This is a genomic window from Paraburkholderia silviterrae (assembly GCF_004353915.1).
GTDB classification, from domain to species: domain Bacteria; phylum Pseudomonadota; class Gammaproteobacteria; order Burkholderiales; family Burkholderiaceae; genus Paraburkholderia; species Paraburkholderia silviterrae.
Genome location: NZ_SMRP01000010.1, coordinates 191,504 through 216,243, shown reverse-complemented (window position 1 = coordinate 216,243; position 24,740 = coordinate 191,504). Strand labels below are relative to the sequence as shown.

The window sequence follows — 24,740 nt, the reverse complement described above, 5'->3', positions numbered from 1 at the left end:
ACGCGATCGCCCGGCGATCACCAGACTTTCATGCCGCCGTCGACAACAAGATCGACGCCGGTGACGTACGAACTGTCGTCGGAGGCGAAAAACAGCGCGACCTTCGCCACTTCCTCCGGCTGGCCCAGGCGCCCCAGCAGCGTCTTGTTGAGCATGTAGCCGGACCATTCCGGGTTTTTCAGTTGCTCGCGCGTCTGGTTCGTTTCAATCACGCCCGGTGAAATGGAGTTAGCGCGAATCCCGTGCTGCCGCCCCTCCATCGCCAACTGGCGGGTCATGCCGATAATGCCGGCCTTGGCGGTCGTGTGCGCCAGAGAGCCAAGATCCCTGAAGCTCATGAGCGCGGTGAGCGAAGCCATGTTCACGACCACGCCGCGGCTTGCCTTCAGATAAGGCCATGCCGCTCGCGTGAGATAGAACACGAGGTCGACCTCTTCGCGCTGGTTGCGGGTCCATTCCTCGTCGGAGATGTCTTCGATCCAGTTGAAGTAGGCCATCGCCGCGTTGTTGACGAGCACGTCGATGCGGCCGAATTTTTCAACGGCGAGTTCGACAAGCGCCTGGCAGTCCGATGGTTTCGTGAGGTCGCAGGGATGCAAGGACACCATCTGTCCACCTGCGGCCTGAACGGCCGCCACGGTCGCCTCGCTGTCGTCTGCGCGTAGACCGCAGCCGACGATTAGCGCACCTTCCCGTGCGAACGTGACGGCGATCTCGCGCCCGACGCTCCCGCCGGTGCCAGTGATCACGCAAACCTTACCCTCGAGCCGCATCGACATGAAAAACTCTCCTGTTATGGCATCACGATAGTGGTGACGCGATCACGCGACGCCAAGGATCATGCCCGCGGCCTTGGCGCCAATCATGTGACTTGCGGCACTGGTTGGGCCGGTCACGATGTTCGGCATGATGGACGAATCGCAGACCCGCAGCCCCTCAACGCCATGGACGTGCAGTTGCGGATCCACCACGGCCATTTCATCGACGCCCATCTTGCAGGTGCCGACCGGATGGCCGAAGCTGATCGTCGCGTTGCGGGCGAAATCCCGCAGCGCCGCCTTATCGAGCGGGCGGCCCGGAATAGCCTCGGCCGCGCGCACGGGATCGAATGCCTGCTGCCGCCCGAGCTCCCTGCACAATTCGATGCAGCGCACGGTCGTTTCGAGGTCGTGGTCCGTCGACAGAAAGCCGGCGTCGAGCTGGCCCGGCTCCCGCCAGTCGGCGCTCGTGAGCTGGAAGCGGCCGCGGCTCGTCGGACGCACAAGGGCCGGTGAAATGACAAAGCCATTCTCCGGAGGGGCGCCAAACGCAGCGCGTATCTCCGGCGTGACCACCGAGACCTGTTGAAGGACCATGGCGACATCAGGGTCGCGGAGCGAGGAATCGCTGCGCACATAGGCCGCTGCCTCGACCGCGTTGCTCGTCATCGAGCGCGGCGGGAACGTGCCTTTGTAGCCGAGCGTGACACCGAACAGCAGCGGGTGGTCCTGGAAATTGCGCCCGACACCTTTCAGGTCGACGACGGGAGTAATGCCGTGGCGGCGCGCGTCTTCCGCGTCGCCAATGCCGGACAGCAGGAGCAGCTTCGCGCTCGCGATGCCGCCCGCAGTCACGATGACCTCGCGCCTCGCGCGAACGTTGCGAACGCCGTCCGCATCATTGAGCGTAATCCCCGTGCACCGGGTACCCATGAAACGCAAGCGGACGCCATCCGTGTTGAGCAGCAGCGTCAGATTCGGGCGTCCGAGCGCCGGGCGCAGAAAGGCGCGCGCGGCGCTTGCACGACTTCCGTCGCGGTTGATGCTCATGTTCACGTAGCCTGCGCCTTCGCGCATCGGGCCATTCATGTCGTCGAGGATGGGAACATCCATCTGACGTGCCGCCCCAATAAAGGCCGTCGCGGTAGGATGAGGCGAATGCGTCGTGCAGACGTGCAATGGGCCACCCGCGCCGCGCCACTGATTGGCCCCGCCTTCCCAGTCCTCGAGTTGCTTATAGATGGGAAGCACCTCGGAAAAGCCCCAGCCATCGCAGCCTTGCTCGGCCCAGCCGTCGTAGTCCTGCTTCACCCCTCGCACCCAGAGCATGGCGTTGATGCTCGTGCCTCCACCGAGAACATGCCCCATGGCCACCGGCACGGCCCGGTTGTTGACGTAGGGTGACGGCGCCGCCTTGACTTTCCAGTCGAGCGGACCGCCGATGTTGGTGAACCACAAGCCTGGCGTCGTCACCTGGGGCAGGTTGTCGGAACCGCCGGACTCGACGAGCAGCACTTCGGCCCCCGCATCCGCCAGGCGTGCGGCCACGATGCAGCCGGCCGCGCCCGCGCCTGCGATCACGTAGTCGTAGCTGTCCTTGATGGCCTGCCGGTTTGCGCGTTGAGTCTCGCCGGCGGCCAACGCCTGTTGCGTCTGCGCGGGATCGAGCACGGCGGCAATACCCATCGCGGCGGCCAGTTTCATGAACCCTCGGCGACTCAGTGTGCCGCGCGCCATGCGATCCAGAAGTTGTTGTGCCGCTTCGGCACGCGCTTGAATCACTCTCGTGTCTCCACCATCTATTTTTACGTGAGAATTTTCCACAGCCACAAACTACGCCGCTAAAAATCCGGATAACTAATGGTTTTATTATCCATGTCAATGCATGGATTACGAGCAACCATTCACGCGAGATGTACGGCGACGATGATGCACGGTCGCATCCCATCTGAACAGCAGCAAAATTCCGATTGGATGCATCGACTATGGAGATAGATCCGCGGCTCTCGCACACGGAGCAGGGCAAACCCGCTTCTCTGGCAGCGCAAGCGCATGTGTCGCTTCAGCGGTTTGATATTCGATTGCATTTACCTGGTACTACTCGGGAAAGTACCGACGACGTAAACTGCACACTCGGAAAATTTATCGCTAATCTTGCTCCACTAACCAACGCAGTGCGATTGCATCGCATCAAACAAGTGGAGACCTCGAAGAATGAAACGATCGATATTGGCGGTTGCGTTACTGGGGATTGCGCCTGTTATTCACGCTCAAAGCAGCGTTACGCTGTACGGCGTCATTGATGCATCGCTGTTGTTCACAAGCAAGACCCCCAACGCGCAAGGCCAGAACGCCGGCCGAACGTTCGCGCTGGCCGATGGGGGGTTGTCGCCATCGCTATTTGGCTTCTCTGGCGTGGAGGACCTGGGCGGGGGCCTAAAGGCCAAGTTCAAGATCGAAAGCGGATTCAATACCAGCAACGGTGGCATTAACGATTCGAACGGGAATTTCTTTGGCCGTCAGGCGTGGGTCGCGTTGGAGGGACACTACGGGGAGGTCAAGGCAGGGCTGCAGTTCTCGCCGTTCGTGAACACGATCTACGATTCCGACACACGGGGCTTTGCGAACTTCGGCGATGTACAAAGCATCTACGGCAACAACGTCTTCCTGACGGGCGTGCACAACTCCAATGCGATCTCCTATACCAGCCCCAAGATCGCCGGACTCGAAGGCAGCGTCATGCTCGCGCTCGGCGGGGAAGCGGGTAATTTTCAGGCGGGCCGGCAGTACGCCGCGAGCTTCAAATACGACAATGGCACCGTGATGGTCAATGGGGCCATTTACGACGGCAACAGCGGTGGGACCGTCAACACGCCGATTCCCAGCACCGTCGCATTCGTCGGCCGTACGCTCGGTGCCGCATACCGGATCGGGTCGTTGACAGCGAAGGCCGTATTCATCAATTACAAAGTAGCGGGCGCTGCCAATAACTATGTCTATGGTGGCGGCCTTGACTACATCATGGCATCACAGTTCGACTTTAACGGCGGTATTTGGCTAACGCGCGATCGCAACAATTCCGATAATCACTCGCTCCTCGCATCTGTGGGCGCAGCCTATTTCCTGAGCAGACGGACAACGCTTTACACGCAGGTCGGCGTAGTCAACAACCATGGCGCGGCGAATACCGGCCTGTCTGTGTCTTATCCCAATGTATTTTTTGAAGTGCAGGGAACCACTGTTGGGGTGAACGTCGGGATCAGACACACATTCTGATCTCGACGCAGGCGGCCAGGTCCGGGAAGTCATGGAGCGGGTCATGGGTCAAGGTCGGCGTTTGCGTGGGGAGCAGATACGGCGGCGTGCTGCCGCCGTGTGATGAACGCGAACTTAGCGCCCGTCCTTCAACTGCGACCAAAGACGCGTTTCCAGACGCTTGATCGCCGCGGGCAGCGGTTGTTGCATGAACAGCGTTGCGAGCACCTCGGGCTTCGGATAAACCATCGGGTCGTCGAGCAACTCGGGCTTGACGTACTTCGAAGCGGCGCTGTCGGCGTTGGGATAGAAGACGGCGTTGGTAATCGCCGCATGGACTTCCGGCCGCTCAATGTAGTTGATCCACTTGAGTGCGGCCTCCGGATGCGGCGCGTCTTTCGGGATCGCCATCATCTGGAACGATACCGGTGCACCGCCCTTCGGTATGAAGTACGCCAGCTGGAAGTCCTTGTGCGCCTCGTGCACGCGGCTGGCCGCCATCTTCACGTCGCCCGACCAGCTCACCCCGAAACAGATGTCGCCGCCGGCGAGGTCGTTGATCCATGAATAAAGGGCGAATTGCGTCACATAAGGGCGGATGCTCTTGAGCAATTCATAGGCGGCCTGGTAGTCGGCCGGATTGTGACTGTTGGGATCCTTGCCGAGATAGTGCAGGGCGATCGAAAACATGTCGGTTGGCGAGTCGAGCAGCGAGACACCGCAGCTCTTCAGCCTGGTCAGGTACTCCGGCTTGAACAGGATGTCCCAGTTGTCGAGCGCCACTGAGGGGCCGAGCACCTTGCGAACCTGGTCGACGTTGTATGCGAGACCGGTCGTGCCCCATGCCCACGGCACGCCGTATCGGTGCCCCGGGTCGGCTGCCTCGGTCAGTTTCAGCAGTTGCGGATCGAGGTTGGCAAGGTTCGGCAACTGGGACTTGTCCAGCTTCATGTAAATCCCCGCGGCCGCCTGCGCGCCGAGGTAGCTCGACGAAGGCACGACAATGTCATAGCCCGACGAGCCGGTAAGCAACTTCGCCTGCAAGGTGTCGTCGCTATCGAACACGTCGTAGCGGACATGGATGCCGGTCTCCTTCTCGAAGTTTGGTACGGTATCCTTATCGATAAAGTCGTCCCAGTTATAGACGTTGAGCGCGTTATCGCTGGCGAGCGCTGCTGTCGCGAATGCGCAGCCGGCAAGCAAGGCAAGTGCAGTCCGTAAATACGGTGCTGGCATGATGTCTCCGATAGGGTCGTTGGTCGTTATAGGGCATCGGTGTGTTCAGGATGAGCTGATCGGCCGTTGATGCCGCATGAGGAACAGAATGTCGGCCGCGAGATGGGCGGCCGCGAGCGCCGTGATGTCGCTGTGATCGTACGAAGGCGCGACTTCCACGACGTCGGCGCCGACAAGCTGGATACCGTCCAGCGCGCGCACGATCTCGAGCGCTTGCGCCGACGACAGTCCGCCCGCGACCGGCGTGCCGGTGCCCGGGGCGAAGGCTGGGTCGAGGCAGTCGATATCGAAAGTCAGATAGGTGGGACCATCGCCTGCCACCGCGAGAATCTGCTCGACCGTAGCCGCGGTGCCGTGACGATGTACCCAGGGCGCGTCGAGTACGCGCACCCCCATGAAGTCGCTGTTCCAGGTCCGGATGCCGACCTGCACCGATCGCGCCGGATCGATCAGGCCTTCGCGGATCGCCTTGTAGAACATCGTCCCGTGATTGAGCGAATCCGCGTGCTCGTCGGGCCACGTGTCGCAATGCGCATCGAAATGAATCAGGCCGAGGGGGCGGCCGTAACGTTCGACGTGTGCGATCAGCAGCGGGTACGTGATGTAGTGGTCGCCGCCCAGCGTCAGCATCTTTGCGCCTGAGGCGAGGATGGTGCGGGCGTGGGCCGCGATGGCATCGCGGATCGTCCACGGCCGGTGCGCATCGAACCAGCAATCGCCGTAGTCGATCACGTTCAGTGCGTCGAGCGGCGCGAGCCCCCACGGGTAGACACCCAGATCTGCGAGCTGTACCGAGGCGGCACGCACGGCGGCGGGACCGAGGCGGGCGCCGGGACGGTAGGTGGTTGCAAGATCGAGCGGCACACCCGAAACGGCGACGTCGACGCCGGTGAGATCGCGGCCATAGGGGCGCCGCATGAATGACAGTGGCCCGGCGTAGGTCGGCGAAGCAGGCTCCAACGGCTGCGGCGAGTCATTGCCTGCTCGCGAGGAAGCGGCGGCGAAGTGGTCTTTCTGAAAAGTGGATGTCATGGTCTATCGGTAAGTCAGGAGCTAGTAAATTGATTCATATGAGTTGTCGCGTCATCTAGCGCGAATCCCATGTGCGCTATGATTCGCCAGAAGAGATGGATAAAAAAGCGAAGGATTTTTCTGGAACTATCGATATCGCTCATACCTCGATGCGCAGACTCCCACCCCTCCAGGCATTACTGGCCTTCGATTCGGCCGCCCGATTGGGCTCGTTCACACGTGCGGCTCAGGAGCTGTCCCTGACCCAGTCGGCGATTAGCCACCAGATTCTTCAACTCGAGGAGTGGACGGGACAGTCCCTCTTCCTGCGCATGGGCCGTGGCGTCGTATTGACCGTGGCCGGCAAGCTGTTCGCGCAGACGGTGGCCGACGCGCTCGCGTTGCTGAGCGACGGGCGCGAGAGGATCGAGCCTTATGGCAACCCCGCTTCAGTGCTGCTCTATTGCCCGCCGGAGTTCGCCTCGGGCTGGCTGATTCCGCGCATGGGCGAACTGACCGCCGCGATGCCGGACGTCGAAATCTGGCTCGTGACCGACATGGAGGTGACCGAAATCGACCGCGTCGACATCGATCTCGTCGTATCGACCAAACCGATCAAGTCGCCGGATGTCGAATGCCGGTTGCTGATGGAACAAGAAAAAGTGGCGATCTGCGGACCCGAGACTGCGCGTCGGCTGCACGAGGTCCCGTTTCCCGACGTGCTGGCGCGCGCACCGCTGCTCGTGCACGAACAGTCCCAGGAATGGGCGCCATGGTTGCCCGAGCTGCGGCGCAGCGGCCTGCGAACCCGACGCGTGATGACGAGTGTCGATCCGCATTTGCTGGTGGCGGCTGCGGAACGGGAGGCGGGCATTGCCATGGTCTCGCGGCTATTTGCGAGCGAGGCGCTGGCGCAACAGCGAGTGTGCCGACTGCCGCAGGTGCCAGGGGTTGCAATGCCGCCTCTGTGGCTCATGAAATCGACGCTGCCGGCACGCTCAGCGGCGGTTGAGCCCGCCTTTCAATGGATTACATCGGCGTGCGGTGCCGGCATCGACGAGGGCCCCGCGTCGGTGAAATGATCGATCTCCGGTGACCAGACGCGAAACTATCCTGATGACGCGCCCGGGTCCAGGTCACGTGATCGGCGGTGATATTGGTTGCGTGCGCAACCTTAGTCTTCGACTTCCTGCTGGCCGGCGGCGCCAGCGCGGTATCCGAGCCGCTCCGAAGCAAGCGCGGCACAATCGAGCAACGATTTGATCGGCGCCGACTCCGCTGAGAGCGGCAAGTCAGGTTCCCGCCCGAGCAGCCCGATTACGACAGTGACGTTGCCCTTGTAATCATGGACCGGGGCGGCGACGGCGTTCACACCAGGCACGCTCGATCCCGCGACTCCCGCATAGCCGTTTGCGCGTGTTTCCTGATGGAGCTCGCGTGCCTGGACGGATGTCAACTTCGCCACGGGTGTCGACAGCGCATGCTCCTGAAGCTTGACGACTCGCTTGATGAGTTCCTCGGGCAAGTGAGCGGCGAATACCCGGCCGGCCGCGCTCTGGTAGACCGGCAATAGCGCACCCACGCGCACGTTCATGTAAATCGGCCGGTCGGATTCCTCCAGCAAGCAGACAGTGGGACCCACGTCGGTCCAGATCGCGCCGAAGGTCGTTTCCTGAGTGGCGTCTCTCAACTGTGCTATTGCGCGGGCGGCCTCCTTGACTGGCGAGCACGCCCAAAGTCCGGAGAGCCCAATCGCGATGGCGCTCCTGCCCACCCCGTAATGGCCGCTCAACGCGTCCTGCTCGACCAGTCCCGAGCGCGTCAGGCTCACCAGATAGCGGTGCACCTTGCCCACCGGCATCCCGCATTTCGCCGCAAGCGAGCGCAAGGGCACGGGTCTGCCGAAAGTCGCCAGCGCACTCAATATTTCGGCGCCGATTTCAACGGACTGAATGCCGGGACGCTGGTCATCTGTCTGCTCGGCCGGCTCGACGTCTTCAGCCTTCTTTTGCACGGTTATCGCCTTCCTTGTGTGGACTGATGCGAAGCGTATCAGCGGCGTGCCTTGCTATCAACTTGCCCTGTCCCCCAAACGTCTGAAGCCTTCGTTAAGCACCGGCTTGACAGCCCGTTTTTCATCTTATATTGTTCGATGCATCATACAATGTAATATCAACACGCAGCAGACCAGGAGGGACATCACCATGCAACATGAACAATCCGGCGTGCGCGCCACACTCTCGCGCGACGCATCCGCGCTCAACCTCGTGGAGTTCTGGAAGGAGCGCGAGGACATCGAAATCCGGGAACCACGCAAGACGGCCGTGCCGCATCTGTGGCAGTGGTCCGAGATCAACCCGCGGCTCGCGAGTGCGTCGAAGACCGTGCCAATCGAGGAGTGTGAGCGGCGCGCTTTGGTGTTCGCCAATCCAGGGTTGGGCGGCAAGCCGTACATCACCTCGACGTTGTTCGCCGCCTATTCGCTGTACAACCCGGGGGAGAGCGCGCCGGTCCATCGCCATACGCCGTGCGCCAGCCGTTTCGTACTGCAAGGCAACGGCGGGTTCACCACGGTGGCGGGCGAGAAGATTCCGATGTCGCGCGGCGACCTCGTGCTGACGCCTCATGGCTGCTGGCATGATCACGGCAACGACGGCACGGAGCCGGTCGTCTGGGTGGACGTGCTCGACGTCCCGCTAATCGAGGCGCTCAACTCAACGAGGTTCGAGTTCGATTACGCCGAAGAAGGGCAAACGAAAACGACCCAGTCGATCAGCCGGCCCTCGGGATACTCCACGCGCCTTTACTCGTACGGCGGCATTACGCCAACCTTCGTCGACCACCAAAGAGGCAGCGTCGATCATTCCCCGATGTTCGTCTACCGCTGGCAGGATACGCGCGAGGCGCTCAAAGCCATGGCCGATCTCCCAGGTAGTCCTTATGACGCCATTACGGTCGAATATACCAACCCGGTGAGCGGCGGGTCGGTCATGCCGACCATGTCACACCGGAGTACGTTGCTTAGAGCCGGGGAGAAAGCGCTGTCGCAGCGCAGCACCGCTTCGTCGGTCTTTGTCGTGCTCGAAGGCAGCGGGACGACCGAGATCAACGGCGTGCGTTTCGACTGGAAACCCAACGACGTGTTTTGCGTGCCTGCATGGGTTTGGTATCACCATGAAGCGGTTGGCGGCGAGGCCGTGCTCTACTCGGTGACCGATTCGCCGTCGCTGACCAAACTGGGGCTGATGCGCAAGCAGGGCCGCACGAACGACGGCGCGATCGTCGAACTGGAGGCAGCATGAATACCGCACAGTTCCCGTTGGGCTGGCACACGGTCTCTCAAGACGGAAACATTGAAGCGTTCTGCGCGGGACCAACCGAAGGCGAGCACGAGGCGCCGCGCGGCACGGTGTTGCTGCTTCAGGAAATCTTCGGCGTCAACGCGGCGATCCGGACCATCGCGACAAAGTTGAGCGAGAAGGGCTACCGGGTTGTGTGCGCGGACGTATTCGGTCATGTGGAGCGCCGGGTCGATCTGGGCTATAGCGAGGCAGACCGCAAACGGGGCTTTGCGCTGATGCAAGCCTACGATCCGGAAACGGCTCTCGATCATTGCAACACCATTGCGCAGTGGGCTCGTCACTTGCCGGGCTCCAACGGCAAGCTGGCCGTAGTGGGGTTCTGCATTGGCGGCCTGCTCGCACTCCGGTACGCGGCACGGTTTCCTTGCGACGCTGCGGTTTCGTTCTACGGCGTGCGGGTTCATGAGCATCTGGAAGAATTGCGCGCTATCGATTGCCCGCTGCAGTATCACGTTGGCGAAGAGGACACGCACATACTGCCCGAGCACAGGAAGATCGTTGCGCAGGCGGTCAGCGGCATGGAAAACGCCACCGTATTTGCGTACGAGGGCGCAAAGCATGGGTTCTTCAATCCCTTGCGTGAAGAGGCCTTCAACCGGGATGCCTTCCTGGCCGCGGACGAGCGCATGTTGAGATTGCTCGCCCAAAGCCTTCGGTAACGCTTGCCGGAACCGGGTTTCTATACGGAAAACTCGTCGAAGATGAGCTGGCGCAGCCATTGGTTGCCCGGCTCACGATGATTCTTTGCGTGCCAAAGGACGTTGATGACGATATCCGGAATCTTGACCGGGCATGGCGCCGATTCAAGTCCAAAGGGTTCGAGCGTCCCCGCCGCGAACGCTTGCGGCACGACGGCAATGAGATCCGTCGTCTGGAGGATATGTCCAACGGCAACGAAATGCGGCACGCGCAAGCGCAAGTTGCGTGTGATGCCTGCGCGCTGGATCACCTCGTCCACGATCCCATGTCCGGTGCCCTCGGCCACGATCGATACATGCTCCGCTTCGCGGAATGCGGCGAGCGTCATGCCCGTCTTGCCGAGCGGGTGCCCTTTGCGGAAGAGGCAAACATAGCGCTGTCGAAAAAGACGCCGCTGGAAAATCCCTGTCTTCAGATCGGGGATGAATCCGATCGCCAGATCGACGCGCCCCGCCTCCATTTCGTCCTGCAACGTTTCGGAGGCGTCGTGCGCAGTGCTGATCAACACGTTTGGCGCAACCTGGCCGAGCCGTTTCATGAGCGCAGGAAGGAAATAGATCTCGCCGATGTCCGTCATCGCGAGGGTGAAAGTGCGGGTGCTCGATGCAGGGTTGAACGTTGTCTTCGCATTGAGCGTGTCATGTATGGCGCCGAGCGCGAACCCGATGGGTTCCGCGAGCGTCTCGGCGAAGGGAGTGGGAATCATGCCTCTGGACGTGCGCAGGAACAACTCGTCTCCCAGCAGGCGGCGCAGACGGTTGAGGGCGTTGCTGATGCCGGGCTGCGAAATGCCCAGCGTCTCGGCAACGGCCGACACCCGGCGCTGGCGCAGCAGTTCGTTGAAAACCACCAGCAAGTTCAGGTCGATGTCGTGCAGTTCCATGGCTAGACTCTCCGCGTTCCGCCGCCATGTTATCACTGGCGGTGATGTGACGTATCAGCCATCTTCTGTTCATTTATAAGTTGGCCTCTGGCAACATGAATTCATCCAAAATCAACGCGGAGACACCGGTACCATGGAACTGTCCATCCTGCCGCTTCAGCAGACACTGGACGTACGTGCTGGAGACAACCTGCTCGACGTACTGCTAGCCAACCAGATTCCTGTTTCGTATAGCTGCATGTCAGGGCGTTGCGGAACGTGCCGCTGCCAGGTAGCCGCCGGGCGCGTGCTCGTGACCGGTGGCGGCGAATCGAATGCCCCCATGAACGAGGGCGCAACCGTGCTGGCATGCCAGACGACGCTTATCGACAATTGCGCGATCGAAATACCCGAGGTCGACGAGATCGTCGTTCATCCGGCAAAGATCATCAGGACTACTGTGTTGTCCATTGATGACCTGACGCACGACATCAAGCGCCTGCGCCTGAAGCTGCCCAAGCCGTTCGGGTTTTCGCCTGGCCAGTACGCGAATCTTCAGTTCACCCCGGAGCATATCCGGCCGTATTCGATGGCGGTTACGCAGAACCCCGACGAAATCGAGTTTCATATCCGGCTCGTGCCCGATGGCCGCGCGACGTCGTACGTCGTCAACGAATTGAAGGTAGGCGACAGTGTGCGTGTGAGCGGGCCGCTGGGCACCGCCTATCTGCGCCGCAAGACGGAAGGTCCCATCGTGTGCATCGCCGGGGGGACCGGGCTCGCACCGATTCTTTCGATCTTGCGCGGCATGGCCGAGGTCGAGATGGACAACGACGTGCATGTCTATTTCGGCGTGCGCTCCAGGGTGGATATCTACGGCGAACCGTGGCTTCGGGAACTGCAGGGGCGGCTGCCGCGCATGAAGTTTCACACCGTCGTTGCCTCGGGCGTGCAAGCGCACGGTTACCGCAATGGTGTGGTGACCCAGGCCGTTGGCGCTGACTGGCGCGACATGAGCGGCTGGACCGCCTATGTCGCGGGGGCGCCCGTCATGGTGGATGCGGCCGCGATACTGCTGCGCGAAAGAGGTGTCGCACCCGAGCGCATCTACGCCGACGCGTTCTATTCGAGTGGCGTCCGATAGCGCGGCGTCGCCACATAACCCGATCCTCGGAGACACAGCATGAATGAGGTTCCCGTTGTTTTCATGAAACCTGCCTGGAAGGACGAGGGCAGCAGCCGGATTCCGTTTTCGGCCTATACGGACGAAGCTATCTACAAGCGCGAACTCGAGCGCTTCTTCTATTCAGGGCATTGGTGCTACGTCGCGCTGGAGGCGGAGATACCGAATCCGGGCGATTTCAAGCGTACCGTGGTGGGCGAGCGCTCGGTTATCGTAAGCCGCGCAGCCGACGGCGAGATCTATGCCGTCGAGAATGTCTGCGCGCATCGTGGCGTTCGCTTTTGCCGTGAGAAGTTCGGCAACCGCAAGGATTTCACCTGCCCTTATCACCAGTGGAACTACGATCTGAAGGGCAATCTCGTTGGCGTGCCTTTCCGCCGGGGCGTGAAACTCGACGGAAAAGTCAACGGCGGCATGCCCGCGGACTTCGATCCGAAGGATCACGGCCTCACGAAACTCAAGATCGCAACGCGCAATGGCGTGGTATTCGCATCGTTCGATCATGATCTGCCCTCGCTCGAGGACTATCTGGGACCGACGATCGTGGCTTATTTTGACCGCGTATTCAATGGCCGCAAGCTGACAATCCTGGGTTACAACCGGCAACGCATCCCCGGCAACTGGAAGCTGATGCAGGAGAACATCAAGGACCCGTATCACCCGGGCCTGCTTCACACGTGGTTCGTGACATTCGGTCTCTGGCGTGCCGACAACAAGTCCGAGATGAAGATGGACGAGCATTTCCGTCACGCGGCGATGATCTCGACGCGCGGCGCGGGTGGAAAGAACGATGTGACGAAGGGCGTGTCGAGCTTCAAGGAGCAGATGAGTCTGCACGACGAGCGCATCCTCGACGTGGTGAAAGAGCCCTGGTGGGGCGAGCCGACGGCCGTGATGATGACGCTCTTTCCGAGCGTGATAATCCAGCAGCAGGTCAATTCGTTATCGACGCGCCATATTCAGCCCACGGGTAACGGGTCGTTCGACTTCGTGTGGACGCACTTCGGCTTCGAAGAAGACACCGATGAAATGACGCGCCGGCGCCTTCGCCAGGCGAATCTCTTCGGTCCGGCCGGCTTCGTATCGGCGGACGACGGCGAAGTGATCGAGTTCTCGCAGGAAGGATTCGAGCAGAAGCCGTTCTATCGGACGATTGCGGAACTGGGCGGGCGCGAAGTGGCCGACACCGATCACATGGTGACGGAGACGCTGATCCGCGGAATGTACAAGTACTGGCGCCAGGTGATGGAGGCCTGAAATGCTCGACTTCGAAACGTATCAACATTTGCTCGCGCTCTATGCCGACTACGCGGCGGCGCTGGACGAAAATCAGCTCGACAAGTGGCCTGAATTCTTTACCGAGGAATGCATCTACAAGGTGCAGCCACGGGAGAATTTCGAGCGTGGCTACCCACTCGCCACACTTGCCTTCGAGAGCCGTGGCATGTTGCAGGACCGCGTCTACGGCACGACCGAGACCATCTTCCACGACCCGTATTACCAGCGGCACGTGGTGGGCGCCCCGCGCATTCTCGGCGTAGACGCGGAGCGCATCCGCGCAGAGGCGAACTATGCGGTGTTTCGCACCAAGCCCGATGAAATATCCACGGTGTTCAACGTGGGTCGCTATGTCGACACGATCCGCCGCACCGATGCGGGGTTGAAGTTCGAGTCGCGTGTGTGCGTGTTCGACAGCGAGATGATTCCCAACTCGCTCATTTATCCCATTTGAGGTTTGATCATGACGCGACAATGGACAAGGATTATCGAGCTGGTCGAGGTTCCCGCCGATGATGTGGTGGCGGTTCAGGCGGGCGGCAAGGAGCTGGCAGTTTATGGCGTGGATGGCGAGGTGTTCGCCACCGACAACATCTGCACGCACGGGCACGCCAGGCTGTGCGACGGTTTTCTCGAAGGACACGAGATCGAGTGCCCGTTGCATCAGGGGCGTTTCGATATCCGCAACGGCCAGGCCATGTGCGAGCCGCTCACGAACGACATTCAGACCTATCCGGTCAAGATCGAGGACGGTGGCGTCTTCGTCGAAATCTGAAACCCGTTGCAGGAGACACCTATGACCGCAAATACACAACAAGAGCAACGCTCGGCTTATTATGGGCAAATCGCGCAGCAGCATCTCTCCCCGTTGTGGGAGTCCTTGCATAATCTGGTGCCGAAAGTGCCGCGCCCGCAGATCATCGCCGCCATCTGGAAGTACGCGCAAATCCGTGATCTCGTGATGCAGTCGGGGGCCGTCATTAGCGCAGAGGAAGCGGTGCGGCGCGTGCTGGTGCTGGAAAATCCTGGACTGCCCGGCAAATCGAGCATGACGACCACGCTCTATGCGGGATTGCAGCTCATCTTGCCGGGTGAGCTCGCGCCTAGCCATCGGCATACGCAGTCCGCACTGCGCTTCATCGTCGAAGGGCAAGGCGCGTGGACCGCAGTGAATGGCGAGCGTACGACCATGAAGCCGGGGGATTTCATCATCACGCCCTCGTGGACCTGGCACGACCACGGCAATCCCTCGGTGGAAGAAGGGGGCGAGCCGGTGATATGGCTCGACGGGCTCGACATTCCGCTCATCGTCAACCTCGATGCGGGATTCGCCGAGAACTATCCGGAATCGACGCAGCCCATCTCGCGGCCGGAAGGCGACAGCTTTGCCCGCTACGGGCACAACATGCTGCCGGTCAGGCATCGCGTGACGGACCCGACTTCCCCCATCTTCAGTTATCCATACGAGCGCAGCCGGGAGGCGCTCGATACGCTCTACCGCAACGGTGAACTCGACGGCTGGGACGGCGTGAAGCTTCGTTATGTCAATCCCGCCACCGGCGGCTCGCCAATTCCCACCATGGCGACCTTCATGCAGTTCCTGCCGGCAGGCTTCTCAGGCAGAACGTATCGCAGCACGGACGCAACCGTCTATTGCGTTGTGGAAGGGAGCGGGACGGCGCGCATCGGCGACAACGCATTTTCCTTCGAGCCCCACGACATCTTCGTGGCGCCGTCATGGCAGCCGGTTGCTCTCGCCGCATCGAGCGACGCCGTGCTGTTCAGCTATTCGGACCGGCCCGTGTTGTCCGCGCTAAATCTGTTGCGCGAAGAACGCATCTGAAACCTGGCTCAGGGCGATGACGGTTGCCGGATCGTGCGCCGCGCAGGCGTCTTCGCCATTGAGCATTTACAAAGAGCGAGTTAAATCATCATGTCATTCGTATTTCCCCCTGCAGCACCCGTTGCGCTTCCTGTCATTGGCCACGACGAGCAGTTTGCCGTGCGCCGCGTATATTGCGTCGGCCGCAACTACGCGGCTCACGCCCGCGAAATGGGCTTCGATCCGGACCGCGAGCCGCCGTTCTTCTTCTGCAAACCCGCCGACGCGATTCAGCCGGTTGGATACGGACAGACGCTCGAACTCGACTATCCATCGCAAACGGAGAACTATCACTACGAGGCGGAACTCGTCGCCGTAATCGGAAAGGGCGGTGCGGACATCCCCGTGAACGATGCGCTCGAGCATGTGTGGGGCTATGCGGTGGGACTCGACATGACACGGCGCGATCTGCAAATGAAGATGCGGGAAATGGGGCGGCCGTGGGAGATCGGCAAGAGCTTCGACCGCTCGGCGCCCACCGGACCGATCCATCGCGCGGCCGATGTTGGCCACTTCCTCACCGGCGGCATCTGGCTGGACGTCAACGGCGTCACGAAGCAAAAGAGCGATGTGTCTCAACTCATCTGGTCGGTCGCCGAGACTATCGCCGATCTTTCGAAATTCTTCCGCCTCGAACCTGGCGATTTGATATTTACGGGCACGCCTGAAGGCGTCGGCGCAGTGCAGCGAGGCGACACGATGAAGGTGGGCGTGGAGCGCCTCGGTGAACTGACGGTCGCAATCGTCTGAGCAAAGGTGAAATGTGACGCCATGGCAAGCGCTTGTTGAGGAGCCGATTGCGTTCCATTCCCATCGCTCAAGCATGCCGAGGCGTTACTGAGCGGTATTGGAACGCGTTCGGATCACACCGCTTTGGAATCCGAAAACAGCTCGGCGATCAGATTTCTCAACCACTGATTGCCGGGTTCCTTGTGCGCCTTCGCGTGCCAGAAAATATTGATGCCGATCTTCGGCAATACGACCGGGTGCTTCACGTAGGCAAGCTGGAATGGCACCCGGCAGGCCATTGCGTATCGCTCCGGCACCGTGGCGAGCAGATCCGTAGTCGAGAGGATGTGCCCCACGGCCACGAAATGGGGCACGGTAAGCCGAATGTTTCGGCGGATGCCTTTTCGCTCAATCATTTCATCCATTTTCGAGTGCCCCGTGCCCGGCGCCGAGACCACGACATGGTCGGCCTCGCAGAACTGCTTCAGTGAAATCCTTTTCCCCTGAAGCGGATGCCCCTGGCGGAACATGCAGACATAGTCCTGGTGTAACAGGCTGCGCTGAAAAAATCCTGCCTTCAGTTGGGGCAGAAGGCCGATTGCAAGATCGATCTGTCCCGCCTCCATGGCCTCCCTCAAATTGGCAGTCGTGTTGGGCACCGTGTTCAACGAGACGCCGGGAGCGACTTGCGCCAGCTTGTCCATCAGCGCGGGCAAGAAATAGACTTCCCCCACATCGGCCGCGCTAATGGTGAACTTTCGCGTGCTCGAGGCCGGAGCAAATGCCGCTTGCTGGTTCAGGGAGTTTCGAATCGTGCTCAGCGCGGAACTGATTGGCTCCGCAAGCTGGCTCGCATAGGGCGTCGGCTCCATTCCCTTCGATGTACGAATAAAGAGTTCATCGTCAAGCGTCTTGCGCAACCGGCTGAGCGCGTTGCTCACGGACGGCTGCGTCAAGCCCAGCTTGTCGGCAACCCTGGCTACACGGCGCTCGATGAGCAGTTCGTTGAACACCAGCAGCAAGTTCAGATCGACATCGTTCAGTTCTACCATCTCATTCACCAAATCAATATTCACAATTCACGACATTGTCTTTACCGAAGGTAGGCCAGTCCATAGAATTTGTCCACCTGGAGTTAGCGAGTGGACCGGGTGTGATGAAGCCGCTACTTCATGCACTTTTCCTGGACTTCTCATCGACGCGATCGCCAGCGACTGGCGCCGCAACCTGCAGCACTTTCACGCACATCCATGCGGTTCGCCTCCGCTGACGCACAGCGCCAAGGTGATCGTGACCGTGGCATCGCAAAACGAAGGAGGTAGCACAATGACGTCTACTGTATTTCCCTCAGCCGTCGAGTGGGAGAGCGAGGGTACCAGCCGCATCCCATTCATGGCTTATACCGACGAGTCGATCTACAAAAAAGAACTGGAACGATTCTTCTACCGTAATCACTGGTGCTATGTCGGCCTGGAAGCCGAGATTCCTGACCCCGGCGACTTCACGCGCACGACGATCGGCGAGCGCTCCGTCATCATGGTTCGCGGCGTGGACGGCAAGGTTAACGTCGTCGAGAACGCCTGCGCGCATCGCGGCATGGCGTTTTGCAGGGAGCGCCACGGCAACCGCAAAGATGGCTTCACGTGTCCGTACCATCAGTGGAATTACACGCTGGAGGGTAATTTGCAAGGCGTGCCATTCCGCAGGGGTGTCAAGCAGGACGGCAAGGTTCGCGGCGGCATGCCACCCGACTTCAGGCTGGAGGACCACGGCCTCACAAAGCTGAAGGTCGCCACGCGCGGCGGCGTCGTCTTTGCATCGTTCGATCACGATATCGAATCGTTCGAGGACTTTTTGGGCCCGACGATCCTCGCGTGCTTCGACCGGACGTTCAACGGCCGCAAGCTGAAGATTCTCGGCTATAACCGGCAGCGCATTCCGGGCAACTGGAAGCTGATGCAGGAAAACATCAAGGATTCCTATCATCCAGGTTTGCTGCATACGTGGTTCGTGACCTTTGGGCTCTGGCGTGCCGATAACCGGTCGGAGCTGAAGATGGATGCACGCAGCCGGCATGCCGCGATGATCTCCACTCGGGGTAACTCGCTCAAGGCGTCGGAGGTCTCGCAGGTCGCGCGTTTCAAGGAGGACATGCAGCTCAACGATCTGCGCTTCCTCGATATCGTGCAGGAGCCGTGGTGGGGCGGCCCGACCGCGGTGATGACGACCATCTTCCCAAGCGTCATCCTCCAGCAGTCGGTCAACAGCGTTTCGACGCGGCAGATCCAGCCCAATGGCCACGGCTCGTTCGACTTCTTCTGGACGCACTTCGGGTTCGAGGACGACTCCGGGGAAATGACCCAGCGACGGCTGAGGCAGGCCAACCTGTTCGGCCCGGCAGGCTTCGTCTCCGCGGACGATGGCGAGGTGATCGAGTTCTCCCAGGCGTCGTTCGAAAGTCGCCCGTTTCATCGTGCCGTGGCCGAGCTTGGCGGACACGAGGTCGCCGACACCGATCACATGGTGAGCGATACGCTCATCCGCGGGATGTACCGCTACTGGCGAGAAGTCATGGAGGCACCGCAATGATGGAGAGCCTGAAGGACTGGATGGCGCTCACCCAGTTGTATGCGGACTATGCGCGCACGGTAGATTCCGGCGACTGGAACCGGTGGCCGGATTTTTTCACCGAGCAGTGCCTCTACCGCCTGCAACCCCGGGAAAACTTCGAGCGCGGCTTTCCACTGGCGACGCTATCGTTCGAAAGCAAGGGGATGCTCAAGGATCGCGTGTACGGCATCAAGGAGACGCTCTTCCATGACCCGTACTATCAACGTCACATCGTGGGCGCGCCGCTGGTAAGCAAGGTCGAAGACGGGCGCATCCATAGCGAAGCCAACTACGTCGTGATCCGCACGAAGCTGAACCAGCTGTCAAGCGTATTCAACGCGGGGCGCTACATCGACGAGATCGTTGCGACACCGGAAGGATTCAAGTTCGCTTCGCGGCTCGCGATCTACGACAGCGAAATGATTCCGAACTCCATCATTTATCCAGTCTGATCATACAGAAGGGCTTTTCATGCAGACCGTTTTCGACTTCTTCTGCCATTCGCCGACTGTCTTGTTCGGCGCGGGCCGTGCGAACCGGGTGAGCGAGCGATTGCGCGAACTCGGGCGCTCGCGTGCGCTTGTCGTCACAACCCATTCGGGACCACGGCGCTATGCGCCGGTCATCGAGTCAATGGCCGACATGACGCATGCAACCTTTGCCGGTGCGCAGCCACATTGTCCTGTCGATGTCGCCAGGGCCGCGCTGGAAGTCTACGAGCGTGCCGGTTGCGATAGCGTCGTGTCGATCGGCGGCGGCTCGACGATCGGGCTTGGCAAATACCTTTCGGTCGAGGCCGGCGCGGTTCATGTCGCGTTGCCAACTACGCTCTCGGGGTCGGAGTTGACCCCGCTGTTCGGCGTGCTCGTGGATGGTGAAAAGCGCAGCAGGCGCGAGCCCAGGGCGCTTGCCAACACCGTCATTGTCGATCCGGCGCTCGCGCAATCCCTGCCGATACGCGAGACGGCAACTACAGGCATGAACGCGCTCGCGCATTGTATCGAGGCGCTCTATGTCCCGAAGCGCAATCCGTTGACCAGCCAGCTCGCTCTGACCGGCATCGACATGCTCTACCGTGCATTGACGAAACTGGCCGTCGAGCCCACCAACCTGGAAGCCCGGACCCAGGCGGCGTACGGCGCGACGATTGGCGGCCTGATGGTCAATTCGGTCGGCATCGGCATGCATCACCGGATCTGTCACGTCCTGGGCGGACGCTTCGAGGTGCCGCATGGCGAATCCAATTGTGTGGTGCTGCCGCACGTGCTGGCCTATAACGCGCCGGCGATTCCGCAAGCTTGTGCGGCGATGGAGTCGGTCATGGGCGTGCACCCCGCGGTGGCGTTGCAGCGGCTCGTGCGCGAGCTCGGCGCTCCCGTCGCGTTGAGTGAGCTGGGCGTGCCGGCCGAGCGCATTGCCGCCATCGCGAGCGAATCGTTTCACCACATCGATCACAATCCCTTCCCCATTGACGAGGCAGCTGTGCTCGGCTTGCTGCAAGCCGCGTGGTCGGGACTGGAGCCTGCCGTGAGGTAAGCGCGGCAGCCGGCATCAAGCTCTCCAGCTATCCATCCGGCGCCAGCAGCTTCGATAGGAGGCCGCTGGCGACGCCTGCGTATCGCGCTGACTGGAGGGCTCCGTCCATACAAAAAATACGCCGGTGCGCATGCATTTAATTAGTATGACAAAAATTACACCGCAGTGCCGCTAAAGGAAAGGAGACGTCAATGGAAGTGCGTAGTGTTGCGAGGAGTGTCGCTTTCGGTTCGCTCATGCTGGCATCAAGCCTCTCGTACAGTCAGAGCAGTGTCAGCCTGTACGGCATCATCGATACAGCGGTCGAATACTATAACCACGCCGCCGGTGGCGGTAGCTTCGCCGGCATGCCCACTTTGACCGGCGAGATACCTTCCGAGTGGGGGTTGACCGGCGCGGAGGATCTCGGCGGCGGGAACAAGGCGATTTTCAAGCTGGAGAATGGCTTCGCGCCCGGCACCGGCGGCTTCAATTATGGCGGCCGCGAGTTCGGGCGTCAGGCGTACGTGGGATTGCAGAATGCCTGGGGAACGCTGACGCTTGGCCGGTTGGTCAACATGACGACCTACGCACTCCTGAACGCCGATGTCATCGGCCCATCGACACATTCCCTGTACGTCTTCGACTCCTATCTGCCGAATGCGCGCAGCGACAACGCCATTGGGTATATGGGCAAGTTTGCGGGCGTGACCATTGGCGGCACGTACAGCTTCGGGCGCGACGCAGCCGGTCCCGCCGGCCCGGCCGCGACGAACTGCCCCGGCCAGGTGCCCGGCAATTTTCTCGCCTGCAAGCAGTACACGGCCTTGCTTGCCTACGATTCGTCGCAATTCGGGCTAGTGGCATCGTATGACCGCATGCGTGGCAATACGGGGGCGTCTGCGCCGCTGACCAGCGCCGCCTACACGGACACGCGCACTATCGTCGACGGCTATTTCACGCTCACGAGGCTGAAGGTCGGTGGTGGCTGGATTCATCGCAGCTTGTCTGCCGGCACTGCAAGCACGCTCTATAACCTGTACTTTCTCGGCCTCACTTATATGCCGATAGCGTCACTGGCCTTCGATGCGCAAGTCGACAAATACATTCAGGAACATGTGACGAGTTCGACGAACCTGGTTGCGCGCGCCAACTATTATCTGAGCCCGCACACAACGGTCTATGCCTCAGTGGGTTACATGATCAACGGTCGAAACGGCAGGAACCCGGTGGCCGCCGGCGGTACCGTCGAGACGGGCGCACAACAGCTTGGCATGATGGCGGGCGTGCGGCACGTGTTCTGAACGAAGCCTTGCGGAGCGCTCCTTTTCCACGATCGCCCACGTTCCGCTCGTCGGATTACTTCGGCGCCTTCTGAAAAGCGCGCAGAAATGCGGTGACGGCGTCTTTTGCCCATCTGTCCCGTTGGGCGGCGGACGCGGGGGACTCGGGGTGCGTCAGGCATTGCATCTGCGCATCGCCACGCACCATGCTCACGAAGAGCGAGGCGGCGGAATTGCGCCCGATGCCCCCAAGGTCCACATCCCCCCTCGATTCGGCGGCTTCCAGCGCTTCCTCCACGGCATCGATCATGGCGTTCGGGCCGGCGAGATAGAAGCGCCTGCCGAGCTCGGGAAACCTCGGCGCCTCGGACACGACCGCGCGATACAGCGCCATGCCGTCAGGGGAGAGCAACAGCTCCAGGTATCCGTGCGCTATCGCGCTCAGGTTGTCCGCCAGACGCTTCTCCGAAAATTCGCACTTGCGGATCGTCTGCAGAAACCGCTCGCATTCGGCTTCGACCACCGCTATGAACAGGGTTTCCTTGTTCGGGTAGTGCGAATAGACCGTCGACTTCGACACGCCCGCGGCTTGCTGGATCATGTCGGTCGTCGCGGCGCTATAGCCATTGGCCAGAAAGACGGCTCTCGCCCCGGCAAGCACGAGGCGCGCCTTTTCGGACTGGACGGCGGCGCCATCGGCCGGAACGGACGGGGGAGGTGTAATCGTCTTTGTGCGCGCGGCCGAACTAGCCATCGGTTCCATTCCTGCTGAAGTCAAAACGGGGCGACGCCACTGTATCACGGAAGTTCACACCGATCGGTATCGGTGCCAGATTGCCTGGTTACACGGTGATTTATCAAATTTTTAATTTCTCCCTTGACCGTATCGAACCGATCGGTTTAGTATGCCTCGCATCGAGATCGTGATCCTGGCGAGAAACGCCAGAGTCAGGAGCAGAGGCATCAGTCATGAACCACCTTGGCGAAGAGCGTATGTTGCCGGGCCTGAGCATCGGCCTTGCGCTGGGCAAGGCGCGCAGCGTGTACAAGGCGGACCTCGATATCGCCCTTGCAGAGTTGGGCGTTACGGCTTCACAGGTCGGCGCGCTGTTGCTCCTGTCTCACGGCAACACGCATTCATCGGTCGAGGTGTCGAGACTGCTCGACGTCGACTCGGGATTCGTCGCACGTGTGATCGAGCGGCTGGAAAGCAAGCGCCTCGTGCGCCGTGCTCGCGATAGCGAGGACCGGCGCGTGGTCAATCTCGCGTTGACCGGGACCGGTCGGGAGGTCGCCGAGCGCGCAGCCGAGATCGTGCCGGCGGTGTTGAACCGGCGCCTCTCGGCCTTTGACGGGCCGGAGTTCGTCACTTTTTGTCGTCTCCTCGGCAAGCTGCTGGATCAGTGAGCCATTTTTTTTACCGCAATGTCTGATATGTCAGATATAGACATGACAGATCAGACAAATGATGACCGTGTGGGCACTTCGATCGTCGCCCCCTTAAAGGACGCAACATGAACTCTCCAAAGAATGTGAACGTTCCGGCGCCATTGGCGGGCTGGCAGTTCGCGCTGGGCACGTTCGCCGTGGCGCTTGCCACGTTCATGAATGTGCTGGACTCGTCGATTGCGAACGTCGCGATCCCGACCTTGTCCGGCGACCTGGGCGTGTCGGTCGACGAAGGCACCTGGGTCATCACGGTGTTCTCGGCGGCCAACGCGGTGTCGATTCCGTTGACCGGGTGGCTCACGCAGCGGGTTGGGGAAGTGAAGCTCTTCGTGGCCGCGATCCTGCTGTTCGTGGTCTCGTCCGCGGCGTGCGGTATCGCGCCGAACCTGATGGTGCTGCTCGCCGCCCGCATCGTGCAGGGGGCGGTCGCCGGGCCGCTGGTGCCGCTTTCGCAGGCGCTGTTGCTCAAGTCCTTTCCCAGGGAGAAAAGCTCGAGCGCGCTTTCGCTCTGGGCGATGACCGCCACGGTTGGCCCGATCGCCGGTCCCGCGCTTGGCGGCTGGATCACCGACAACTACAGCTGGTCGTGGATCTTCTACATCAACGTGCCCGTTGGCATTTTCGCCGCGGCGGTGATCTGGGCGCTCTATCGCCAGCGCGAAACGCCGTCGCGCAAGCTACCGGTCGACAAGGTTGGATTGCTCTCGCTCGTCGTGTGGGTGGGCGCGTTGCAGGTCATGCTCGACAAAGGCAAGGATCTCGCCTGGTACGAGTCCTCCACAATCTGGATCCTCTCGATCGTTGCGCTGGTCGGCTTCGTATTCTTCCTGATCTGGGAGCTGACCGAGTCCAAGCCGATTATCGATTTGCGTCTCTTTACCGGGCGCAACTTCATGGGCGGCACCGTGGCCATTTCGGTTGCATACGCAATCTTCTTTGCCAACCTCGTGATTCTCCCCACCTGGATTCAGGAATACCTGGGCTACCGGGCCGTGGATGCGGGGCTCGTGACCGCGCCGCTCGGTATCTTCGCGGTGATTCTCGCGCCGGTGATGGGCAAGATCATGCCGAAGTCGGACCCGCGGGTGCTGGCGACGCTCGCGTTCCTCGGCTTTGCCGGCGTGTTCTTCATGCGCTCGTTTTATGTGACGGGCGTAGATCCGTACACGCTCGTGATGCCGACGCTGCTGCAGGGCATCCCGATGGCGCTGTTCTTCACGCCGCTCACGGCGATCATCCTCTCGGGCCTGCCGCCCGAGAAGATCCCGGCGGCCGCGGGCCTCTCGAACTTCGTGCGGGTGTTCGCGGGGGCGGTCGGCACGTCGCTCCTTTCGAACACCTGGAACAACCGGACGATCCTGCATCACTCGCAACTCGCCGAGCAGACGAGCGCAACCAACCCGAACTACGTGCACGCGCTCGCCAACATCGAAACGACCCTGCACGCGAGTCTTTTCAAAGCTCAGGCTTTTTTTGAAACGCAGTTGGGCGCGCAGGCGGCGATGCTGGGATTGAACGACGTGTTCTGGTTATCCGCGGTGATCTTTGTCGTGATCATTCCGCTCGTCTGGGTGACCAAACCCACCAAGGACGGGGCATCGAGCGCGGCGGGCGCGGGCGGTCATTGA

At 61.0% G+C, this 24,740-nt stretch carries 24 protein-coding genes; 16 read left to right on the top strand and 8 right to left on the bottom strand.

Annotated elements, in window-relative coordinates; all coding sequences use genetic code 11:
* Window positions 1-17 precede the first annotated feature (17 nt).
* Both EYW47_RS20965 and EYW47_RS20960 read right to left on the bottom strand, forming a co-directional pair.
* A complete protein-coding gene (locus tag EYW47_RS20965) occupies window positions 18-779 on the bottom strand; it encodes an SDR family NAD(P)-dependent oxidoreductase (RefSeq protein ID WP_133196749.1) in 762 nt (253 codons plus the stop codon).
* 42 nt (window positions 780-821) lie between these two features.
* Window positions 822-2,495, bottom strand: coding sequence for a GMC family oxidoreductase (locus EYW47_RS20960; RefSeq protein WP_276322959.1), 1,674 nt, complete (start codon window positions 2,493-2,495; stop codon window positions 822-824).
* A 477-nt stretch (window positions 2,496-2,972) separates the two neighbouring features.
* Here EYW47_RS20960 and EYW47_RS20955 point away from each other — a divergent pair, with 477 nt between their 5' ends.
* Window positions 2,973-4,034, top strand: a complete 1,062-nt coding sequence (locus tag EYW47_RS20955) for a porin (RefSeq protein ID WP_133196747.1) — start codon at window positions 2,973-2,975, stop codon at window positions 4,032-4,034.
* Window positions 4,035-4,148: 114 nt separating this feature from the next.
* On the opposite strand, the gene EYW47_RS20950 is transcribed toward EYW47_RS20955, so the two are convergent.
* Both EYW47_RS20950 and speB read right to left on the bottom strand, forming a co-directional pair.
* Window positions 4,149-5,249: a polyamine ABC transporter substrate-binding protein gene (locus EYW47_RS20950; protein ID WP_133196746.1), complete on the bottom strand. Its 1,101-nt coding sequence runs from the start codon at window positions 5,247-5,249 to the stop codon at window positions 4,149-4,151.
* A gap of 45 nt (window positions 5,250-5,294) precedes the next feature.
* Complete coding sequence (speB, locus tag EYW47_RS20945; protein ID WP_133196745.1) at window positions 5,295-6,281, bottom strand: agmatinase; 987 nt, start codon at window positions 6,279-6,281, stop codon at window positions 5,295-5,297.
* Window positions 6,282-6,352: 71 nt separating this feature from the next.
* Here speB and EYW47_RS20940 point away from each other — a divergent pair, with 71 nt between their 5' ends.
* Window positions 6,353-7,342 carry a LysR substrate-binding domain-containing protein gene (locus EYW47_RS20940; RefSeq protein ID WP_133196744.1) on the top strand — a complete coding sequence of 330 codons (990 nt, stop codon included), beginning with the start codon at window positions 6,353-6,355 and terminating at the stop codon, window positions 7,340-7,342.
* A 92-nt stretch (window positions 7,343-7,434) separates the two neighbouring features.
* On the opposite strand, the gene EYW47_RS20935 is transcribed toward EYW47_RS20940, so the two are convergent.
* On the bottom strand, window positions 7,435-8,274 hold the full coding sequence (locus EYW47_RS20935) for an IclR family transcriptional regulator (RefSeq protein ID WP_133196743.1): 840 nt from the start codon (window positions 8,272-8,274) through the stop codon (window positions 7,435-7,437).
* Window positions 8,275-8,464: 190 nt separating this feature from the next.
* Between EYW47_RS20935 and EYW47_RS20930 the strand changes: the two genes are divergently transcribed.
* A complete protein-coding gene (locus EYW47_RS20930; protein ID WP_165976630.1) occupies window positions 8,465-9,562 on the top strand; it encodes a cupin domain-containing protein in 1,098 nt (365 codons plus the stop codon).
* Window positions 9,559-10,281 (top strand): dienelactone hydrolase family protein, encoded by a 723-nt coding sequence (locus EYW47_RS20925; protein ID WP_133196741.1) that lies wholly within the window; start codon window positions 9,559-9,561, stop codon window positions 10,279-10,281. Before EYW47_RS20930 ends, EYW47_RS20925 begins: the two co-directional genes overlap by 4 nt.
* Before the next feature lie 20 nt (window positions 10,282-10,301).
* Here the strand turns inward: EYW47_RS20925 and EYW47_RS20920 are convergent, their stop codons facing one another.
* Window positions 10,302-11,204 (bottom strand): LysR family transcriptional regulator, encoded by a 903-nt coding sequence (locus EYW47_RS20920; protein ID WP_133196740.1) that lies wholly within the window; start codon window positions 11,202-11,204, stop codon window positions 10,302-10,304.
* 133 nt (window positions 11,205-11,337) lie between these two features.
* Here EYW47_RS20920 and EYW47_RS20915 point away from each other — a divergent pair, with 133 nt between their 5' ends.
* The 6 genes from EYW47_RS20915 (at window position 11,338) to EYW47_RS20890 (ending at window position 16,276) form a co-directional block, all read left to right on the top strand.
* The gene (locus tag EYW47_RS20915; RefSeq protein WP_133196739.1) at window positions 11,338-12,327 is read left to right on the top strand and encodes an FAD-binding oxidoreductase; all 990 of its coding nucleotides are present in this window, start codon (window positions 11,338-11,340) and stop codon (window positions 12,325-12,327) included.
* Window positions 12,328-12,366: 39 nt separating this feature from the next.
* Window positions 12,367-13,623 (top strand): aromatic ring-hydroxylating dioxygenase subunit alpha, encoded by a 1,257-nt coding sequence (locus tag EYW47_RS20910; protein WP_133196738.1) that lies wholly within the window; start codon window positions 12,367-12,369, stop codon window positions 13,621-13,623.
* Between the two features lies 1 nt (window position 13,624).
* Complete coding sequence (locus tag EYW47_RS20905) at window positions 13,625-14,098, top strand: aromatic-ring-hydroxylating dioxygenase subunit beta (RefSeq protein WP_133196737.1); 474 nt, start codon at window positions 13,625-13,627, stop codon at window positions 14,096-14,098.
* A 9-nt stretch (window positions 14,099-14,107) separates the two neighbouring features.
* Window positions 14,108-14,419, top strand: a complete 312-nt coding sequence (locus EYW47_RS20900; protein WP_133196736.1) for a non-heme iron oxygenase ferredoxin subunit — start codon at window positions 14,108-14,110, stop codon at window positions 14,417-14,419.
* A 21-nt stretch (window positions 14,420-14,440) separates the two neighbouring features.
* Entirely contained in the window at window positions 14,441-15,487 is a 1,047-nt protein-coding gene (gtdA, locus tag EYW47_RS20895; RefSeq protein ID WP_133196735.1) for a gentisate 1,2-dioxygenase, read from the top strand.
* A gap of 90 nt (window positions 15,488-15,577) precedes the next feature.
* Window positions 15,578-16,276 (top strand): fumarylacetoacetate hydrolase family protein, encoded by a 699-nt coding sequence (locus EYW47_RS20890; RefSeq protein ID WP_133196734.1) that lies wholly within the window; start codon window positions 15,578-15,580, stop codon window positions 16,274-16,276.
* 113 nt (window positions 16,277-16,389) lie between these two features.
* Here EYW47_RS20890 and EYW47_RS20885 read toward each other — a convergent pair whose 3' ends face one another.
* Window positions 16,390-17,307, bottom strand: a complete 918-nt coding sequence (locus tag EYW47_RS20885; RefSeq protein ID WP_133196733.1) for a LysR family transcriptional regulator — start codon at window positions 17,305-17,307, stop codon at window positions 16,390-16,392.
* Window positions 17,308-17,581: 274 nt separating this feature from the next.
* Between EYW47_RS20885 and EYW47_RS20880 the strand changes: the two genes are divergently transcribed.
* The 4 genes from EYW47_RS20880 (at window position 17,582) to EYW47_RS20865 (ending at window position 21,684) form a co-directional block, all read left to right on the top strand.
* Window positions 17,582-18,844 (top strand): aromatic ring-hydroxylating dioxygenase subunit alpha, encoded by a 1,263-nt coding sequence (locus EYW47_RS20880; protein WP_133196803.1) that lies wholly within the window; start codon window positions 17,582-17,584, stop codon window positions 18,842-18,844.
* Window positions 18,841-19,317: an aromatic-ring-hydroxylating dioxygenase subunit beta gene (locus EYW47_RS20875; protein ID WP_133196732.1), complete on the top strand. Its 477-nt coding sequence runs from the start codon at window positions 18,841-18,843 to the stop codon at window positions 19,315-19,317. The genes EYW47_RS20880 and EYW47_RS20875 overlap by 4 nt, the downstream gene beginning before the upstream one ends.
* 19 nt (window positions 19,318-19,336) lie before the next feature.
* Complete coding sequence (locus EYW47_RS20870) at window positions 19,337-20,401, top strand: maleylacetate reductase (RefSeq protein WP_133196731.1); 1,065 nt, start codon at window positions 19,337-19,339, stop codon at window positions 20,399-20,401.
* A gap of 191 nt (window positions 20,402-20,592) precedes the next feature.
* On the top strand, window positions 20,593-21,684 hold the full coding sequence (locus EYW47_RS20865) for a porin (protein ID WP_133196730.1): 1,092 nt from the start codon (window positions 20,593-20,595) through the stop codon (window positions 21,682-21,684).
* Window positions 21,685-21,739: 55 nt separating this feature from the next.
* Here the strand turns inward: EYW47_RS20865 and EYW47_RS20860 are convergent, their stop codons facing one another.
* Window positions 21,740-22,324: a TetR/AcrR family transcriptional regulator gene (locus tag EYW47_RS20860; RefSeq protein ID WP_240763826.1), complete on the bottom strand. Its 585-nt coding sequence runs from the start codon at window positions 22,322-22,324 to the stop codon at window positions 21,740-21,742.
* Between the two features lie 308 nt (window positions 22,325-22,632).
* On the opposite strand from EYW47_RS20860, the gene EYW47_RS20855 reads away from it, so the two are divergent.
* The gene (locus EYW47_RS20855) at window positions 22,633-23,070 is read left to right on the top strand and encodes a MarR family winged helix-turn-helix transcriptional regulator (RefSeq protein ID WP_133196728.1); all 438 of its coding nucleotides are present in this window, start codon (window positions 22,633-22,635) and stop codon (window positions 23,068-23,070) included.
* Between the two features lie 107 nt (window positions 23,071-23,177).
* Entirely contained in the window at window positions 23,178-24,740 is a 1,563-nt protein-coding gene (locus tag EYW47_RS20850; protein WP_133196727.1) for a DHA2 family efflux MFS transporter permease subunit, read from the top strand.

Coding starts and splice junctions, on each gene's coding strand:
- EYW47_RS20965 (WP_133196749.1), bottom strand. CDS start 779: ATGTCGATGCGGCTCGAGGGTAAGGTTTGCGTGATCACTGGCACCGGC.
- EYW47_RS20960 (WP_276322959.1), bottom strand. CDS start 2,495: ATGGCGCGCGGCACACTGAGTCGCCGAGGGTTCATGAAACTGGCCGCC.
- EYW47_RS20955 (WP_133196747.1), top strand. CDS start 2,973: ATGAAACGATCGATATTGGCGGTTGCGTTACTGGGGATTGCGCCTGTT.
- EYW47_RS20950 (WP_133196746.1), bottom strand. CDS start 5,249: ATGCCAGCACCGTATTTACGGACTGCACTTGCCTTGCTTGCCGGCTGC.
- speB (WP_133196745.1), bottom strand. CDS start 6,281: ATGACATCCACTTTTCAGAAAGACCACTTCGCCGCCGCTTCCTCGCGA.
- EYW47_RS20930 (WP_165976630.1), top strand. CDS start 8,465: ATGCAACATGAACAATCCGGCGTGCGCGCCACACTCTCGCGCGACGCA.
- EYW47_RS20925 (WP_133196741.1), top strand. CDS start 9,559: ATGAATACCGCACAGTTCCCGTTGGGCTGGCACACGGTCTCTCAAGAC.
- EYW47_RS20920 (WP_133196740.1), bottom strand. CDS start 11,204: ATGGAACTGCACGACATCGACCTGAACTTGCTGGTGGTTTTCAACGAA.
- EYW47_RS20915 (WP_133196739.1), top strand. CDS start 11,338: ATGGAACTGTCCATCCTGCCGCTTCAGCAGACACTGGACGTACGTGCT.
- EYW47_RS20910 (WP_133196738.1), top strand. CDS start 12,367: ATGAATGAGGTTCCCGTTGTTTTCATGAAACCTGCCTGGAAGGACGAG.
- EYW47_RS20905 (WP_133196737.1), top strand. CDS start 13,625: ATGCTCGACTTCGAAACGTATCAACATTTGCTCGCGCTCTATGCCGAC.
- EYW47_RS20900 (WP_133196736.1), top strand. CDS start 14,108: ATGACGCGACAATGGACAAGGATTATCGAGCTGGTCGAGGTTCCCGCC.
- gtdA (WP_133196735.1), top strand. CDS start 14,441: ATGACCGCAAATACACAACAAGAGCAACGCTCGGCTTATTATGGGCAA.
- EYW47_RS20890 (WP_133196734.1), top strand. CDS start 15,578: ATGTCATTCGTATTTCCCCCTGCAGCACCCGTTGCGCTTCCTGTCATT.
- EYW47_RS20885 (WP_133196733.1), bottom strand. CDS start 17,307: ATGGTAGAACTGAACGATGTCGATCTGAACTTGCTGCTGGTGTTCAAC.
- EYW47_RS20880 (WP_133196803.1), top strand. CDS start 17,582: ATGACGTCTACTGTATTTCCCTCAGCCGTCGAGTGGGAGAGCGAGGGT.
- EYW47_RS20875 (WP_133196732.1), top strand. CDS start 18,841: ATGATGGAGAGCCTGAAGGACTGGATGGCGCTCACCCAGTTGTATGCG.
- EYW47_RS20870 (WP_133196731.1), top strand. CDS start 19,337: ATGCAGACCGTTTTCGACTTCTTCTGCCATTCGCCGACTGTCTTGTTC.
- EYW47_RS20865 (WP_133196730.1), top strand. CDS start 20,593: ATGGAAGTGCGTAGTGTTGCGAGGAGTGTCGCTTTCGGTTCGCTCATG.
- EYW47_RS20855 (WP_133196728.1), top strand. CDS start 22,633: ATGAACCACCTTGGCGAAGAGCGTATGTTGCCGGGCCTGAGCATCGGC.
- EYW47_RS20850 (WP_133196727.1), top strand. CDS start 23,178: ATGAACTCTCCAAAGAATGTGAACGTTCCGGCGCCATTGGCGGGCTGG.